The sequence below is a fragment of the Stenotrophomonas sp. 57 genome, from assembly GCF_030291075.1.
Lineage (GTDB): Bacteria > Pseudomonadota > Gammaproteobacteria > Xanthomonadales > Xanthomonadaceae > Stenotrophomonas.
In genome coordinates, this window is record NZ_CP127407.1 from 2,289,314 (window position 1) to 2,305,194 (window position 15,881).

Annotated in this window: 12 protein-coding genes; 8 read left to right on the forward strand and 4 right to left on the reverse strand. The window is 65.4% G+C overall.

The genetic code is table 11. From position 1 onward, the window contains the following. Positions 1-17: 17 nt before the first annotated feature. Together QP512_RS10550 and QP512_RS10555 are read left to right on the forward strand one after the other, a co-directional pair. Positions 18-995 (forward strand): DUF1852 domain-containing protein, encoded by a 978-nt coding sequence (locus QP512_RS10550; protein ID WP_286068428.1) that lies wholly within the window; start codon positions 18-20, stop codon positions 993-995. 37 nt (positions 996-1,032) lie between these two features. Next, positions 1,033-2,067, forward strand: a complete 1,035-nt coding sequence (locus QP512_RS10555) for a methionine synthase (protein ID WP_286068430.1) — start codon at positions 1,033-1,035, stop codon at positions 2,065-2,067. Here QP512_RS10555 and QP512_RS10560 read toward each other — a convergent pair. From QP512_RS10560 to QP512_RS10570, 3 genes are all read right to left on the reverse strand, one after another. Beyond that, complete coding sequence (locus QP512_RS10560; RefSeq protein ID WP_343229541.1) at positions 2,024-2,548, reverse strand: hypothetical protein; 525 nt, start codon at positions 2,546-2,548, stop codon at positions 2,024-2,026. The genes QP512_RS10555 and QP512_RS10560 overlap by 44 nt on opposite strands. Before the next feature lie 366 nt (positions 2,549-2,914). Continuing rightward, positions 2,915-3,658 carry a FadR/GntR family transcriptional regulator gene (locus QP512_RS10565; RefSeq protein ID WP_286068432.1) on the reverse strand — a complete coding sequence of 248 codons (744 nt, stop codon included), beginning with the start codon at positions 3,656-3,658 and terminating at the stop codon, positions 2,915-2,917. 102 nt (positions 3,659-3,760) lie between these two features. Beyond that, positions 3,761-6,652: a TonB-dependent receptor gene (locus tag QP512_RS10570; protein ID WP_345783083.1), complete on the reverse strand. Its 2,892-nt coding sequence runs from the start codon at positions 6,650-6,652 to the stop codon at positions 3,761-3,763. A 307-nt stretch (positions 6,653-6,959) separates the two neighbouring features. Between QP512_RS10570 and QP512_RS10575 the strand changes: the two genes are divergently transcribed. From QP512_RS10575 to QP512_RS10600, 6 genes are read left to right on the forward strand one after another with little or no spacing between them, the layout of a single operon-like run. Next, on the forward strand, positions 6,960-8,333 hold the full coding sequence (locus tag QP512_RS10575) for a polysaccharide lyase 6 family protein (RefSeq protein WP_286068434.1): 1,374 nt from the start codon (positions 6,960-6,962) through the stop codon (positions 8,331-8,333). After that, on the forward strand, positions 8,330-10,558 hold the full coding sequence (locus tag QP512_RS10580) for an oligoalginate lyase (RefSeq protein WP_286068435.1): 2,229 nt from the start codon (positions 8,330-8,332) through the stop codon (positions 10,556-10,558). Before QP512_RS10575 ends, QP512_RS10580 begins: the two co-directional genes overlap by 4 nt. Further along, positions 10,555-11,859, forward strand: coding sequence for an MFS transporter (locus QP512_RS10585; RefSeq protein WP_286068436.1), 1,305 nt, complete (start codon positions 10,555-10,557; stop codon positions 11,857-11,859). Before QP512_RS10580 ends, QP512_RS10585 begins: the two co-directional genes overlap by 4 nt. 60 nt (positions 11,860-11,919) lie before the next feature. After that, positions 11,920-12,672 carry a glucose 1-dehydrogenase gene (locus QP512_RS10590; protein ID WP_286068437.1) on the forward strand — a complete coding sequence of 251 codons (753 nt, stop codon included), beginning with the start codon at positions 11,920-11,922 and terminating at the stop codon, positions 12,670-12,672. Positions 12,673-12,691: 19 nt separating this feature from the next. After that, positions 12,692-13,882, forward strand: a complete 1,191-nt coding sequence (locus tag QP512_RS10595; protein WP_286068438.1) for a GDSL-type esterase/lipase family protein — start codon at positions 12,692-12,694, stop codon at positions 13,880-13,882. A gap of 10 nt (positions 13,883-13,892) precedes the next feature. Beyond that, positions 13,893-14,912, forward strand: a complete 1,020-nt coding sequence (locus QP512_RS10600) for a sugar kinase (RefSeq protein ID WP_286068439.1) — start codon at positions 13,893-13,895, stop codon at positions 14,910-14,912. Positions 14,913-15,047: 135 nt separating this feature from the next. Here the strand turns inward: QP512_RS10600 and QP512_RS10605 are convergent, their stop codons facing one another. Continuing rightward, the gene (locus QP512_RS10605) at positions 15,048-15,857 is read right to left on the reverse strand and encodes a hypothetical protein (RefSeq protein WP_286068440.1); all 810 of its coding nucleotides are present in this window, start codon (positions 15,855-15,857) and stop codon (positions 15,048-15,050) included. Between the last annotated feature and the right edge of the window lie 24 nt (positions 15,858-15,881).

Below are 15,881 nucleotides of genomic sequence, written 5' to 3' on the forward strand. Positions count from 1 at the left end.
AACACGGAACGCCGCCCATGACGACCGACACCTTCACCTTCAGCATCACGCGCATCCCCTTCAACGAGGATTACCAGCCCGCAGAGGGGACGCGCATCACCACCAATTTCGCCAACCTCGCACGCGGCGAGTCGCGCCAGGAGAACCTGCGCAACACGATCAGCATGATCAACAACCGCTTCAACGATCTGGCGCACTGGGACAACCCCAGCGCGGACCGTTACGCGGTCGAGCTGGACATCATCTCGGTGGAGATGCATATCGACGACAGCGATGGCGGCGATCCGTTCCCGTTGATCGAGGTGCTGCGCCCGACCATCGTCGACACCCGCACCGGTGTGCGTACCGAAGGCATCGTGGGCAACAACTTCTCGTCCTATGTGCGCGACTACGATTTCAGCGTGGTACTGCCGGCCAGCAACGAAGGCAAGGCCACCTTTGGCATTCCGGAAGGCTTTGGCGACCTGCATGGCAAGCTGTTCAGGCATTTCCTGGAGTCTGACGCCTACCGTGCCAACTTCAGCAAGGGGCCGGTGATCTGCATCAGCGTGTCCAGCAGCAAGACCTACCACCGCACCGAGAACCACCACCCGATCCTGGGCGTGGAATATCGCCAGGGTGAGTTCTCTCCCACTGACCAGTACTTCGACAAGATGGGCCTGCAGGTGCGCTACTTCATGCCGCCGGGCAGCGTCGCACCGCTGGCGTTCTACTTCCAGGGCGACCTGCTGGGTGACTACTCGAACCTGGAGCTGATCGCCACCATCAGCACGATGGAGGCTTTCCAGAAGATCTACCGCCCGGAGATCTACAACGCCAACTCCGGGGCAGGCAAGGTCTACCAGCCCAGCCTGAAGCACCAGGATTACTCCTCCACCCGCATCGTCTATGACCGCGAGGAGCGCAGCCAGCTCGCGGTCAAGCAGGGCCGGTTCACCGAAGAGCACTTCATCAAGCCGTACGGCGCCGTGCTTGAGCAGTGGGCTGCCCGCTGATCACCGATTCCCCATTCGCCCCAGGAAACAAGACGCAATGTCGACGAAGAAACTGCTTCCCACCTCCACCGCAGGCAGCCTGCCCAAGCCCTCCTGGCTGGCCGAGCCCGAGAAGCTCTGGTCACCCTGGAAGCTGCAGGACGACGGCCTGATTGAAGGAAAGCAGGACGCGCTGCGCCTGTCCCTGCAGGAACAGCAGCATGCCGGCATCGATATCGTCAGCGACGGCGAGCAGACCCGGCAGCACTTCGTCACCACCTTCATCGAGCACCTCAGCGGTGTCGATTTCGAGAAGCGCGAAACGGTCCGCATCCGCAACCGCTATGACGCCAGTGTGCCAACCGTGGTTGGTGCGGTCAGCCGCCCCAGGCCGGTGTTCGTGGAGGATGCAAAGTTCCTGCGCCGGCAGACCACGCAGCCGATCAAGTGGGCCCTGCCTGGCCCGATGACCATGATCGACACGCTGTATGACGCGCACTACAAGAGCCGCGAGAAGCTGGCCTGGGAGTTCGCGAAGATCCTCAACGAGGAAGCCAAGGAACTGGAGGCCGCTGGCGTGGACATCATCCAGTTCGACGAACCTGCCTTCAATGTATTCTTCGATGAGGTGAACGACTGGGGTGTAGCCGCACTGGAGCGTGCGGTTGAAGGCCTGAAGTGCCAGACGGCGGTGCACATCTGCTATGGCTATGGCATCAAGGCCAACACCGACTGGAAGCAGACGCTGGGATCGGAATGGCGCCAGTACGAAGAATCGTTCCCGAAGCTGCAGACCTCGAGCATCGACATCATCTCGCTGGAATGCCAGAACTCGCACGTGCCGATCGATCTGATCGAACTGGTGCGCGGCAAGAAGGTGATGGTGGGCGCCATCAACGTGGCATCTCATACCATTGAAACGCCGGAAGACGTGGCCAATACCCTGCGCAAGGCGTTGCAGTTCGTGGATGCCGACAAGCTCTATCCGAGCACCAACTGCGGCATGGCACCACTGCCGCGCGAGGTGGCACGGGGCAAGCTGCGTGCGCTCAGCGAAGGGGCCCGGATCGTGCGTGAGGAGCTTTCGGCGTAGCGCGGCCGCCCGGCGGGCGCGCGAGTGGAGCCTGGCCTGTGGTCGACCAGGCTCCGCCGTTCTCCCGCACATCAGGCCGCACCGCCATCAACGGCCGTCGAGGCGCGAGCGCCTCCTTGATCCGCCTCATCTCCCCCGCCCCCGCCTCGGCCAGGCGGCGGGCCTGCTGCCGCTGCTCGCGGGTGAGCGCCGGCGGCACAGCGCCATGCGTGGCGGGCGTGGCATTCACCAGCCGTGCCACCGCATCGCGCAGCCTCAGCTGCGGGTAAAGCCTGACAGCACACCAGCGCTCTGCATAGCGCTTGGCCTGGCGAGCGCTGGCGACCACCACGGTCTTGCCCGGCGCCGCCCTGCGAGCATCCAGGCACAGTCGGAAACCGAGTACGGGATGTGGCACGACATTGGCCACCGAGCGACCGTTCCACCACAGATCCCAGCGTTCACCGTTCTGCACCCAGCCGGATGGTCGGGTAGCGTTCATGAAATCTGGACGGTGAAATGATGAGCCCATGATGGGAAGCATACGAACGCCCGTCGCACCGGCTGAGACCCGGGCAGACCACCCTGCACTGCTACGCCTTCACGAAAGGCAGTTAACGTAACGTGTCACAGCTGATGCTTTGGATCCACTCTATGCAGCACGATACGCGGACGTTGTAGGTATCGGCGGCAGACATCGCGCCAGTCATCGCGAGAATCAGAAAATGGTCCTGCCGGGCGAAGAGGTACGAAATCTTTCAGGGATTCCGCCCCTCTCCGCTTCAGTGCAACGGCACCTTCAACACCGAATGCGCAATGGCCGGCGAACTGAACGTCACGCCGTTGCCGAACCTGCAGAAAACGCCCTTCAGATCCGCGTCGTAGCCATGAACCGCTCGCGATCCTGCTGCGTGCGGCGGCGGATCTCCTCCAGCGCCTGGCTTTCGGTCGCCTGCAGCATGGCTTCGAACAGGCGCTGGAAGTGATGGCGCATCGCATTGCGCGCGGCCACCGGATCACGCGCACGCAAGGCTTCGAAGATCGCCATGTGCTCGTCGGCCCGACTGGCGCCGTCGTCATGGCAGACACGCGCATAGACCTCGGTCACCCGCGGCAGCTCGCTGCGCATTCGCCAGATCTGCTGCACGAAGTACTCCACGACCGGATTGCCGGATAGCCGCGCAATGGTCAGATGGAAGCGGCGATCGTACTCGCCGGCCTCCTCATCGCTCAGGTCGCGACGGCACAGCGCCTCGGCCAGTACCTGCAGTTCAGCGATACCGGCATCATCCAGGTTGCTGGCGGCCAGGGCGGCAGCCTCGGCCTCGAACACCGCGCGCGCGGCGGTAAGGTCGAAGGCACTGACATCCGGCAGTCCGCCGGACGCCTGCGTCGGGCGCGGCTTCACATGCACGCCCGAGCCGATGCGGATCGCAATCCAGCCCTGGGCCTCCAGAGCGATTTCAGCCTCGCGGATGGTGACCCGGCTGACACCGAACCGCTCGGCCAGCTCACGCTCGCCCGGCAGCCGCGAGCCCGGCGGAAATTCGCCGTCCTCGATCAGCTTGCGGAGCTTGGCAGCAATGGTCTGGTAAAGGCGGTTGGCGGACATGCGGCTGACCCTTGGCGATTCCCTCCGGGTCCCTGCCCTGCCACCGCGGCCGGCAAGGGTCCGGTTGGAGCGACGGCGCGACCACTGGCCGCGCCGCCCTGTTCAGAACTTGTATCGTACACCGAAATACGCACGCCGCCCGTAGGTCACCACTTCGCGGAAGTTCCCATAGAGCGGCTGGTAGGCCACGCGCGGCTCGTTGGTCAGGTTCATCAGCTCCAGCGACAGCGACAACTGCTTGTTCACCCGGTAGCGCAGGCGCAGGTCCACGCTGGTGTTGTCATCGTAGTAGCGGTTCTGCTGCGCGGTGTTGCCGGTGAAGTCCTGGTAGTAGTGCGAGCGGAACTTGCCGACGGCCTGGATGTTGAAGCGCCCGACGTCCCAGTAGATCGAGCCGGACAGGACGTGCCGCGAGAAGCCGCTGAGACCCGCCGGCGGCACGATCGCCGGAATGATCGTGCCATCACTGGCCAGCTGCTCACCCAGCCGTGAATCCTGGGTCCGGTAGTCGGCGTCGGCATAGTTGTAGCTGACCTTGAAGCCCAGTCCGTCGAACGGCTTGGGCAGGTACGACAGTCGATGGGTGGCGGTCAGCTCGAAGCCGGTCAGCGTGCTGTCCTCGTCGGTGGTCACCTGCTGCCGCACCGGCACGGTCACGCTCTGGCCGTCGATGGTGTAGGTCTCCGGCACCAGCGCAGTGGCGGTGCCGCCGTTGAACTGCTTCCAGTACACCGCGCCGGCCAGCATCGTGTCCGGGTTCGGGTACCACTCCAGGGAGAGGTCGCCATTCCAGGACATCAGCGGCTGCGCAGCGGGGTTGCCACTGGCACTGATGTCATCGAGCGCGTCGGCCAGATTGCCGTAGGTGGCATCACTGCTCACGTTGATGGTGCGCCCCGCTCCCAGTGCCGAAATGTCCGGGCGGGACATCGCGCGGTACGCACCGACCCGCAGCAACACGTCCGGGCGCAGCTCGAAGGCTGCGTTGAGGCTGGGCAGCAGCTTGTCGTTGCCCGCCTTGAACACCTGCGTGCTGTACTCGCCGGTGGGTTGCAGGCGGATCGTCCCGTCACCGTTGTCCTCGAGACGCAGGCCGGTACGCACGCCTTCGGAGCGAACATCGGTCTTGACCCAGCGCAGGCCGAGGTTGCCGGTCACCGGCAAACCAAACAGGCTGCTGCTGAACTCCCCCATGAGGTAGAGCGCTCTGCTCTTCTCGGTGATGTCGACATTGTTTGGGTCCTGGAAACCCGGATCCAACCCGCTGTCGAGGCTGCCACGGAACGACTGGTACAGGCAGTTCGGATCGAAGTACGCCCAGGACGAAATCGTGTTGCCGCTCGCGGCGTCCATGAAGTCATCCTGGGGGAAGGGTGCGCGGCAGGCTTGATTGGCAGCGATGATCTTCGCCTTGTCGGCCGCCACGCGCTGGTCGTAGTCGGTTACCAGAGTGTTGTCGCGCAGGCGGTAGTCGGCCTGGCTCGCGCGCACGCCGCCCTTGATGCGGGTGAAGAAGCCGGACTCCGGCATGAAGCTGGCATCGAAGCGGCCAGCCTTGATCTTGTGATCATTCTCGGTGGCGCTGGAAGTCGCCCGCGCCGCGCCCGTGTAGGCGTCCCAGTTGCCGGGATCGAAATTCCGCGCCAGGGCAACGCTCGGCACCTCGCCGTGCCAGTCCCAGTCGTAGTCGACATACCCCGTCGTCCCGCTGCTGATGCCGGGCACGATGGCATTGTTGACATCACGCTGGTTGGCGCGCAGCCGCGTCATCCGTTCGCTGTCGAGGCGATTGGTGTGTGAGTACGAGAGATCGGTGGACAGCTCCCACGCTGGGGTCGGGCGCAGGATCAGGTTCAAGCCGCCACCGGTGTACTCCTCCCCACGCCAGTAGCGGTTTGAGGTCGAATCAATCGAGGTGCTGCCGTGCAGGTGGCGCACGATACCGTCCTCGTCAACCTGGCGCTGGGTGATGCCACGGCGGGCGTTGGACAGGCTCAGGTCACTGCGGTTCTCGTACCAGTTGCGCTGGGTATGCTCGAAATCGACATTCAGTTCGACCACGTCATTGGGCCGCCACTGCAGTGCGGCAAACTCGCTCTGGCGATCGTTGCGTTCCTGCTTGAGGCGGTAGATGCGACTGCTCGGCACCAGGTAGTAAGGCGCGCCATTGGCAATGGCCTGTGCGCTGACCTCGTTGCAGTTGGCATTGGCCACGTTCTGCGTGCCGTCGCAGGCATACCAGGTGGAACCACTGGTGATGCTTTCTTCCGGGTCGGTACCGTCGAGGCGTTGGAAACCCAGCGAAACGCCCAGCTTCTGTCCGTTGCCGAACTCGAACTGGTCGATGTAGCTGGCGGTGCCACGGTAGCCGATGCCGTCGTCGTCGTGGTACTTCCTGTCATACTCGGCCCAGCTGCCACGCAGGTCGAACTGCACCGAGCGCTTGCCGTATTCCAGCGGCCGTACCGTTTCCAGGCCGATGGTACCGGCCACGCCGCCTTCGATGATGTCGGCACGCTGGGTCTTGTAGATGGCCACCGTGTTGATCAGCTCGGCCGGGAACATGTTGAAGTTCACCGAGCGGTCGCCGCTGCCATTGGTGATTTCGCGGCCGTTGAAGTTGGTGCTGCTGAGGAAGGCGCCCAGGCCACGGATCGAGATCTCCGACGCACCGGTCTTGTCGCGGGTCGAAGCGGCACCGGTCAGGGTCTCGATCGCGTCGGCCAGCGACGGCGCCGGAAGATCACCGATGTCATCTGCGGAAAGCACGTCTGCGATGACCGTGTCGTCGCGCTTCTTGTTGATCGAACTCTGCATCGATTCGCGGATGCCGGTGACCTGCACCTGGTCCAGCGTGGTGGGATCCTGCCCTGCCGCGTCCTTGCTGGATTGCGCCTGGGCAGCGGGCATGCCCGCCAATGCGGCAACAAGCGCCACGATCAGGGGTGTGGGGGACAACGAGATGCTGTGCACTGCTCCGGCGGGTCGCCGCATGGTTTCCTCCTCCCAAAGGATCGCCTGCACCGCAGGCGTGGGACGCAGCTTCGGCACGGCAGCATGAAAATGTCAACCAATTGGTATGCTCTCATGCAAATGCCTTTTATCCATACCAGTTGATCGCAATTTAATGTGCTACTGCAGCATGACTTTGCGCATAAGCTGGCTTACAAAAGGCCCGGAAGTGGTATGCAGGCCCACCCTGAAATGACGGCCCGGCCGTCCCTGGAAGGATTTCATGCGCATTTGCTGGCTGTCGCGTCATTCACCCACCAATTCATCACTGTTTTGCCTGACCACTGGCTTGGTAATCTGCCTGACCACTTCTGCGGCAAGTGCAGCCAGCTGGCTCGTCCACGATGTCGCTGAGTACACCACCGCTGCGTCAGCGCTGCAGCCCGGCGATGAAATCGTGCTGGCCGATGGCATCTGGATCGACGCCCGTCTCCTGCTGAAAGGTCAGGGCACAGCGGCAGCGCCGATCACGCTGCGCGCGCAGACCGCCGGCAAGGTCGTCCTCAGCGGACGCTCGGACCTGCGCCTGGCGGGGAGCTACCTGCAGGTGTCCAACCTGGTGTTCCGCAACGGCTATACACCGGGTGATGCGGTGGTGGCGTTCCGCGAGTCGAGCAGGGCCGTCGCCAGCCACAGCCGCGTCACCGGGCTGGTCATCGATGACTACACCAACCCCGATGCCAGCGACCAGGACTACTGGGTATCGCTGTACGGCAACCACAACCGCCTCGACCACAGCCAGCTGCGCGGCAAGACCAATGCCGGGCCGACCGTGGTGGTGGTGCGCGATGCCACCCAGGGCCTGGACAACCAGCACCGCATCGACCACAACTGGTTCGGTCCGCGCCCGGCACTGGGCGTCAACGGCGGCGAAACGATCCGCGTCGGCACCAGCGACACCTCGCTGAGCAATTCCAACAGCACGGTGGAAAACAACTGGTTTGAGGGCTGCGACGGCGAAACCGAGATCATTTCCAGCAAATCCGGCGGCAATACCTATCGCGGAAACGTGTTCTACCGTTCGGCCGGTGCGCTCACGCTGCGCCATGGCAACGGTAACCGCGTGATCGACAACGTCTTCCTGGGCGATGACAAGGCCGGCACTGGCGGCGTGAGGATCATCAATGCCGACCAGACCGTCAGCAACAACTACTTCGAGCGCCTCGCCGGGTCCAGCAACCGCTCGGCGCTGGCGGTGATGGATGGCCAGTCCAACCCGCCGCTGTCCGGCTATGCGCCGGTGGTCAACGCCACCATCAGCCGCAACACCTTCGTGGACGTGGCGAAGATCAGCTTCGGGGTGGGCCATGACGCGACCAAGGGCATCGATGTGGCCGCCAGCAGCAGTCGCTTCAGTGACAACCTGATCGTCAACCGCACCAGCAGGAACCCCCCAACGGCCGCCAGTTCCCTGACCGGCATCAGCTTCAGCGGCAATGTGCAGTCGCCGCAGGCCAGTAGTGTGTTCCCCAGCGGCGTCGAAAGCCGCACCGTCACCCTCCAGCAGGCCGCCAGCGGATTGTGGGTGGCCAACCCTGCCCTGCCCGCTACCGGCGCCGATCCCGCGCTGGCGATGACTGCTCGCGAGGCAACGGGCGTGGACTGGTATCCCAAGGCAGGCGAGGTTGCCTTGTCACGCACCAGCACCGGAGTTGATCGATGAGGTTGCAGCCGCTGTTCGTTTCCCTGGCCCTGTCCCTTCCCGTTGCCCTGCTGCCGGCCGCGCAGCTGCTGGCGGCCCCGGCCTCCGCCGCGCGTCAGGCCGATGCCGCACCGGTGCTGATCACCGCCGCCCAGTGGCAGCAGATGGCCAGCGAAGGCAGCCGCTACCCGTGGTTCGCCAAGGAACAGGCGCGCACGGAACAGTCGCTGAAGAAGATGATGAAGGCCGGCATCGACGTGCCCGTGCCCAAGGACAAGGGCGGCGGCCGCACGCATGAGCAGCACAAGCGCAATTACCAGGCGCTGCTGGCGGCCGGCACGCTGTACCGGCTGACCGGCGACAAGGCCTATGCCGCGTACTCGCGCGACATGCTGCTGCAGTACGCCCAGCTTTACCCCACGCTGGGCCCGCACCCGGAAGGCCGCGGACAGATTCCCGGCCGCGTGTTCTGGCAGGTGTTGAATGATTCGGTGTGGCTGGTCAATGCCATCCAGGGCTACGACGCGATCCGCGATGCGCTGTCCGCGCAGGACCGCAACACCATCGAATCGCAGGTGTTCCGGCCGATGGCCGAGTTCCTCATCAGCGAGCCGAAGAACTACGACCAGATCCACAACCACGCCACCTGGGCCGTGGCCGCCACCGGCATGACCGGCTACGTGCTGCGCGACCAGGAGCTGGTGGAGAAATCGCTGCGCGGCAGCCGCAAGGACGATCAGTTCGGCTTCCTGCGGCAGATCGACCTGCTGTTCTCGCCCGATGGGTACTACGAGGAAGGCCCCTACTACCAGCGCTACGCACTGGCGCCGTTCCTGCTGTTCGCCAACGCCATCGAACGCAACGAGCCACAACGGAAGATCTTCGCGCGCCGCGACGGCGTGCTGTTGAAGGCCGTCGACGTGCTGGTACAGACCAGTTACAACGGCCTGTTCTTCCCGATCAACGATGCCATCCTGGACAAGGGCATCGACACCGAAGAACTGGTGGCCGGCATCGGCATTGCCTATGCGCGCACCGGTGATGACCGCCTGCTTACGGTGGCCCAGCAGCAGAAACGCCTGCTGCTTTCGCCCGAAGGGCTGGAGGTGGCGCAGGCGCTGGCGGCGAACAAGGCCACGCCTTTCGACTACAGGCCGATGCTGCTGCGCGACGGCCCGGACGGCGACCGCGGCGGCCTGGCCATCCTGCGCATGAACGGGGAGCGCGGCCAGGCGCTGGTGCAGAAGGACACCATGCAGGGCATGGGCCACGGCCACTTCGACAAGCTCAACTGGCTGTTCTACGACAACGGCAATCCGGTGGTGACCGACTACGGCGCGGCCCGCTTCCTCAACGTGGAAGCCAAGCGCGGCGGCATCTACCTGGCCGAGAACCGCAGCTGGGCCAAGCAGACCGTGGCCCACAATACCCTGGTAGTGGACGAGCAAAGCCACTTCAAGGGCGACTGGAAGCGCGGCGAGGAACACGCGCCGCAGGTGCGCTTCTTCCAGGCCGATGCCGATACCCAGGTCGCCTCGGCAACCATGCACGATGCTTACCCTGGCGTAGTGTTCACCCGCACCCAGGCATTGCTGCGCCACCCCGAACTGAGCCTGCCGGTGGTACTGGACCTGCTGCAGGTTCACGGCGACAAGGCCGCGCGCTACGACCTGCCGCTGCACTTCAACGGCCACATCGTCACCACCGGCTTCGAGGCCGAACACTTCCCCAGCCAGCGCCCGGTGCTGGGCAACGAAAACGGCTACCAGCACCTGTGGCTGGACGCACGCAGCAAGCCCGGCAGCGAGCCGCGCATGCTGGCCTGGCTGCTGGATGGCCGCTTCTACACCTACCGCTTCGGTAGCAGTGCGCCCTCACAGGCCCTGCTGGTGGAAAGCGGCGCCAACGACCCGGAATTCAACCTGCGCCGCGAACCGGCGCTGCTGCAGCGCGTGGAAGGCCAGAAGGACGTGACCTTCTTCAGCGTGCTGGAGCCTCATGGCGAGTACAACGGCACCGCCGAGTACGTGCACGGCGCCGACAGCCGCATCAAGGACATCGTGCGCACCCGCGGCAGCGATGCCGAGGTGATCGAGCTGCGCCTGGCCAGTGGCTCCCGCATCGCCCTGGGCGTGGCCGATGACAGCAACGCCAGGGGCGAGCACAGCGTGACCGTCGATGGCCATGCCTACCGCTGGAGCGGCAGCCACGCGCGCAGGGACCGCAGCAAGGGTGACGTGCGATGAACGGCCCTGCGGTGGTGTCCAGCCTGCGCAAGGTGCCGGTGCGTTCGGCGGTGCGCTGGCTGATCGTCGGCCTGATCGCCGTCGCCACGGTCATCAACTACATCGACCGCAATGCACTGGCGGTGATGTGGCCGGAAATCGCCAAGGAAGTGGGGGCGACCAAGGATGACTACGCCCTGCTGGTGACGGTGTTCATGCTGTTCTACGCCGCCGGCCAGTTCCTGTTCGGGCGCCTGTTCGACATGATCGGCACGCGCCTGGGCTTCGCGCTGTCGATCAGCGTGTGGTCGATCTCCATCGCCCTGCATTCGATCACCCATTCGATGCTGTCCTTCAGCCTGGTGCGGGCGATGCTCGGCATCAGCGAGGCCGGGGCGTGGCCGGGCGCGGTGAAGGCGAACGCCGAGTGGTTCCCGGCGCGCGAGCGCGCATTGGCGCAGGGCGTGTTCAACGCAGGTGCGTCGATCGGCGCGATCGTGTCCGCACCGGCCATCGCCGGCCTGTACCTGTGGCTGGGCTGGCGCGGCACCTTCGTGCTGGTCGGTGCGATCGGCTTCCTGTGGCTGCTGCCGTGGCTGTTCGTCTACCGCGCCGGCCCGGACAAGCATCCTTGGGTGAGCGATGCCGAACGCCGGTTGATCCTTGAAGACCAGGCGGGACAGCAGGCTGCGGTAGCGCCGAAGGTGAGTGTGCGTTCGCTGCTGGCCCACCGGCAGAGCTGGGGCATGCTCGCCTGCCGCTTCCTTCTGGACCCGATCTGGTGGCTGTTTGTGTCCTGGCTGCCAATCTATCTGGCCGAGACCTTCGGCTTCGACATCAAGCAGATCGGCCTGTTCGCCTGGGTGCCCTTCGTGGGCGCGATGCTCGGCAGCCTCAGTGGGGGCTGGCTGTCCGGGCGCCTGATCCGTGCCGGGCACAGCGTGGACCGCGCACGCAAGCTGTCCATCACCCTGGGCTGCGTGATCATGGCCCCTGCCCTGCTGGGCGCGGTGCTGGCCAACCAGCCCTTGTTTGCCGTGCTGGCAATTGCCGCCGTGCTGTTCGGTTTCCAGGTCGCCATCGGCAACATCCAGACACTGCCGGGTGATCTGTTCGATGGCCGCTCGGTCGGCACCCTCGCCGGCCTCGGTGGCCTGGCAGCGGTGGCCGGCACGCTGATCACCACCTGGCTGGTGCCGGTGCTGACCCGCCATTCCTACGCCCCGATCTTCATCCTCGTCGCCGCGCTGGTGCCGCTGTCGCTGGCCGCGCTGTGGTGGTGGACCGGACCGATCCACAAGCTTGACCGCCGTGGCGGCTGAGCCTGGGTCACCTTCTTTTCCAAGTACATCCATTCCCGCGCAAACCAAGGAGTTTTCCGCATGCCGTTCCAGGACAAGGTGGCCATTGTCACCGGCGGTGGCCGCGATATCGGTCGCGCCGTTTCGATCAAGCTGGCCGCTGCCGGCGCACGCGTCTGCATCAACTACGCCAACGATGAGGCCAGCGCCAACGAAACGCTGGCGCAGATCCAGGCCGCCGGTGGCCAAGCCATCGTGCATCGCGCCGACGTGACCGATGCCGCCGCCGTGGCCGGCCTCGTCGCCGCCACCCAGGCTGCGTTCGGCGAACGCATCGACGTGCTGGTGAACGTGGCCGGCGGCATGGTCGAGCGTCGTCCGCTGACCGAGATCGATCCGGCATTCTTCCGCACGGTGATGGACCTCAACATCACCTCCACCTATCTCACGACCCGCGCGGTGGTTCCACACATGGGCGAAGGTGCGGCCATCGTCAATTTTGCCTCACAGGCCGGTCGCGACGGCGGCGGCCCGGGCGCATCGATCTACGCCACCGCCAAGGCGGCGGTGATGACCTTCACCCGTGCAATGGCGAAGGAGCTGGGTCCGAAGGGCATCCGCGTGAATGCACTGTGCTGCGGCATGATCGCCACCCGCTTCCACGACCAGTTCACCAAGCCGGAAGTACGCACGGCGGTTGCCGGCGCCACGCCGTTGCGCCGCCAGGGCCTGCCGGAAGAAGCCGCGGACGCAGCGGTCTACCTCGCTTCGGACGGGGCAGCGTTCATCACCGGTGCGAACCTGGACGTCAACGGCGGCACCTACTTCTCCTGACCTGAGCGGACACCTACCCATGCAGCGCTGGATTCCCCTGCTTTCGCTGGCCTTCGGCGCTGCCGTGGCCGCCGCCCCTGCCGCCCGGGCCGCACCGGTCTGGGTCACGGCCTGGACCGCTTCACCGGCCCCCGACCGCAAGGATGGCCCGCCCGATGCGCCGGTGCAGTTCGCCGCGCAGACCGTGCGGCAGGACATCCGCGTCGGCAGCCGCGGCGATGCGCTGCGGCTGCGCATCAGCAACGAGCTCGGCGCTGCGCCACTGCACATTGAGGACGTCCGCGTGCGGCTGAAGGATGGCAAGGTCGCCGCATTGCCGGTGACCGTCGACGGCCGATCCGCCATCGATGTGCCAGTCGGCGCTGCCTTGCTGAGCGACCCGGTACGCTTGCCCGTGTCGGCACTGCAGGAGATCAGTGTCAGTGCCTACTTCCCGCAGCCGACCCGGCCGGCAGTCCGCCGTACCGAACTGCGCGTGGTGGATGGCAGGCAGGCGGATGTGCCGGGCAGCATTCGGCTGAGCTACCAGCAGAATGTATTCTCGGCGGTGCAGGTGCAACGCGACGAGCGCCCGCAGGTGATCGTCGCGCTGGGCGATTCCATCACGGAAGGTGCCACGGCACGTCGCGGCACCTTCAACCAGTGGCCCGAGCGCCTGGCGCAGCGGCTGCAGCAGGCCTGCCCGGACCGCTTCGTGGTACTCAACCAGGGCATCAGCGGCAACAAGCTGCTCGACCATGGCCGCAGTCACAGCGCGCTGTCGCGCCTGGATCGCGATGTGATTGCGGTGGCCGGTGCGGATCAGGTGATCCTGTTCGAAGGCATCAATGACATCCGTCATGGCGGCGGTACGCACCCCGTTCCCGGCCGCAATGCCGCCGACATGCTGCTGGGCTATCAACAGGTGGCCACGCGCCTGCACGCGCACGGCATCCGCGCCTGGCTGGGCACGCTGACTCCGTTCGGCGGCTCCGAACGCTATGAGCCGGTGTCGGCCACCACGCGGGCCTCGATCAACCAGTGGGCGCGCAGCGGCAGGACCGGTTTTGACGGAATCATCGATTTCGATGCCACGCTGCGCGATCCGAAGCTGCCCGAGTCACTACCGGCGGACATCACCCGCGACCACCTGCACCCCAACGACGAAGGCTACCGGCGCATGGCCGATGCCATCGATCTGGGCATGCTGGGCTGTGCGGCCACGCGATGAAGGGAGAGTCATGAGCCGTATTGTCTGCTTCGGTGAGTTGTTGCTGCGGCTGGGTGCGCCTGGTCGCGAGCTGTTGTTGCAGACACCGCATCTGCAGGTCCATGTCGGTGGTGCCGAGGCCAATGTCGCCGTCTCGCTGGCCTGCCTTGGCCACGACGTGCAGATGGTCAGCACGGTGCCCGACAACGTACTGGGACGGCATGCGGTGGCCGAGCTGCGCCGGAACGGCGTGGACACGCAAGGCGTGCAGTACGTGGACCGCGACCGGATGGGACTGTACTTCCTGGCCACCGGCGCGCTGCTGCGTGCCAGCGAAGTGATCTACGACCGGGGCGGCTCAGCCTTCGCCAACGGCAACGTCGATGACCATGATTGGCCAGCCCTGCTGGAGGGGGCACAGTGGCTGCATGTCTCGGGGGTGAGCCCGGCGCTGGGTGCCAATGTCGCCGCATCGGTGCTGGCCGCCTCGCGCGCTGCCCGGAAGGCAGGCGTGCGCGTGTCGTTCGACGGTAATTACCGCCCGTCGCTCTGGCAACGCTGGGGCGGCAACGCACCGGCCATCCTGCATGAGCTGTTCGCCGAGGCGGACATCGTCTTCGCCGACCATCGCGATATCGAACTGGTACTGGGGCTGAGCTTCACCCAGGACAGCGCCTCCGCGCGAACCGACGCCGCTGCCGCAGCCGCCTTCGCCGCGTTTCCGCAACTGCAGTGGCTGGCCTGCACCCAACGCGAGGTGGTCAGTGCCGACCATCATGTGCTGGGCGCGTTGCTGCTGGGGCGCGACGGGACCCGTGCGCAGGCTCCCTCGCGGCCACTGCCCGGCATCGTTGACCGGATCGGTGGTGGCGACGCGTTCGCGGCCGGCGTGCTGCATGGGCTGCTGTCCGGGTTAGATGCAGAGAGCAGCGTACGCTTCGGCCTGGCGTCGGGGGCACTGAAGCACTCCATCCCCGGAGACTTCAGTCCTGCGCGCGAGGCCGACGTCTGGGTGCTGCTGGAGAGTGAACAGTTCGACGTTCGACGCTGATGGAAAGGACGGGCAGACGCTGGCTGGAATCCGGAGAGGAAAGGATCCGGGCAGCAGGAAGCCGGTGCGGCTCACGCGCCCTCATCGCTCTGGCGCGGGCGGTCGTCATTGCGGTTGGACCGGCCGCGTCCCGCGCTACCACGCGGGAATCGCTTCGACGCCGATCTTGAACAGCAGGTCACGTTTGCCATCGGCATCGTGCTCATTGTGTTCCAGGGTACTCAGCGGCCAGCGTACGAAGGTCGCACAGCGTCCGGCGGGCTCGGTCTGCGCGGAGACGTCCCTGGCCCAGTCTGGGTTCCTGGGATCAACGCCGCGTTCAAGCCACTGCGCCACGTCCCGGGTTGTACCGTGGCGCAGTGAGGCATCCATTGCCAGCAGGCCGATTGCACGTCGACCTTGCGGTGTATCTGCCTTGTTCCAGGCAGCCACCGCTACGTCCTGCAGGAACCGGTAGCGTTGCTCGCTTACCGTAGGCAGGCTTTCGCCGCCGCGCCCCTCGATGACATCGCGCCGCACCAGGCAGAGCAGCTGAGCCGGCGTCAGCGTCGGGTCGTCAGTGCTCAATGCCGCCTGCATCGCGGGCAGATTGCCCTGTTCGATAGCCGGTTGCAGGCGCTCTCGATGTGCGCTCATCGCCTCGCGCTCCGCCTCCATCGCGGTGAGCTCATGACGCGATATCGCCAAGGGGTCGAACAGCGGCGAATCGAAACCAGCAAAGAAACTGGCAGCGCAGATGAATGCCGCCACCAGAACCACAAGGATGAGCCCAGACCGCCGAAGTCCTGCCCACCACGCAACCGCAGCGACCACGGCACCGCCGACGAATGCTGCCAATGCCGCGCACAGCAGCAGGATCGGAAGCATCATCATCGCACCCATCCCTGCGTACAGGCCCTGTGGCCTGGCCAGTGGCAGCAGTGCGCTGACCAGGTAGACCAGCACTGCCGCGCCAAGCAACGCACCAAG

Coding starts and splice junctions, on each gene's coding strand:
- QP512_RS10585 (WP_286068436.1), top strand. CDS start 10,555: ATGAACGGCCCTGCGGTGGTGTCCAGCCTGCGCAAGGTGCCGGTGCGT.
- QP512_RS10565 (WP_286068432.1), bottom strand. CDS start 3,658: ATGTCCGCCAACCGCCTTTACCAGACCATTGCTGCCAAGCTCCGCAAG.
- QP512_RS10595 (WP_286068438.1), top strand. CDS start 12,692: ATGCAGCGCTGGATTCCCCTGCTTTCGCTGGCCTTCGGCGCTGCCGTG.
- QP512_RS10600 (WP_286068439.1), top strand. CDS start 13,893: ATGAGCCGTATTGTCTGCTTCGGTGAGTTGTTGCTGCGGCTGGGTGCG.
- QP512_RS10580 (WP_286068435.1), top strand. CDS start 8,330: ATGAGGTTGCAGCCGCTGTTCGTTTCCCTGGCCCTGTCCCTTCCCGTT.
- QP512_RS10550 (WP_286068428.1), top strand. CDS start 18: ATGACGACCGACACCTTCACCTTCAGCATCACGCGCATCCCCTTCAAC.
- QP512_RS10560 (WP_343229541.1), bottom strand. CDS start 2,548: ATGAACGCTACCCGACCATCCGGCTGGGTGCAGAACGGTGAACGCTGG.
- QP512_RS10590 (WP_286068437.1), top strand. CDS start 11,920: ATGCCGTTCCAGGACAAGGTGGCCATTGTCACCGGCGGTGGCCGCGAT.
- QP512_RS10570 (WP_345783083.1), bottom strand. CDS start 6,652: ATGCGGCGACCCGCCGGAGCAGTGCACAGCATCTCGTTGTCCCCCACA.
- QP512_RS10555 (WP_286068430.1), top strand. CDS start 1,033: ATGTCGACGAAGAAACTGCTTCCCACCTCCACCGCAGGCAGCCTGCCC.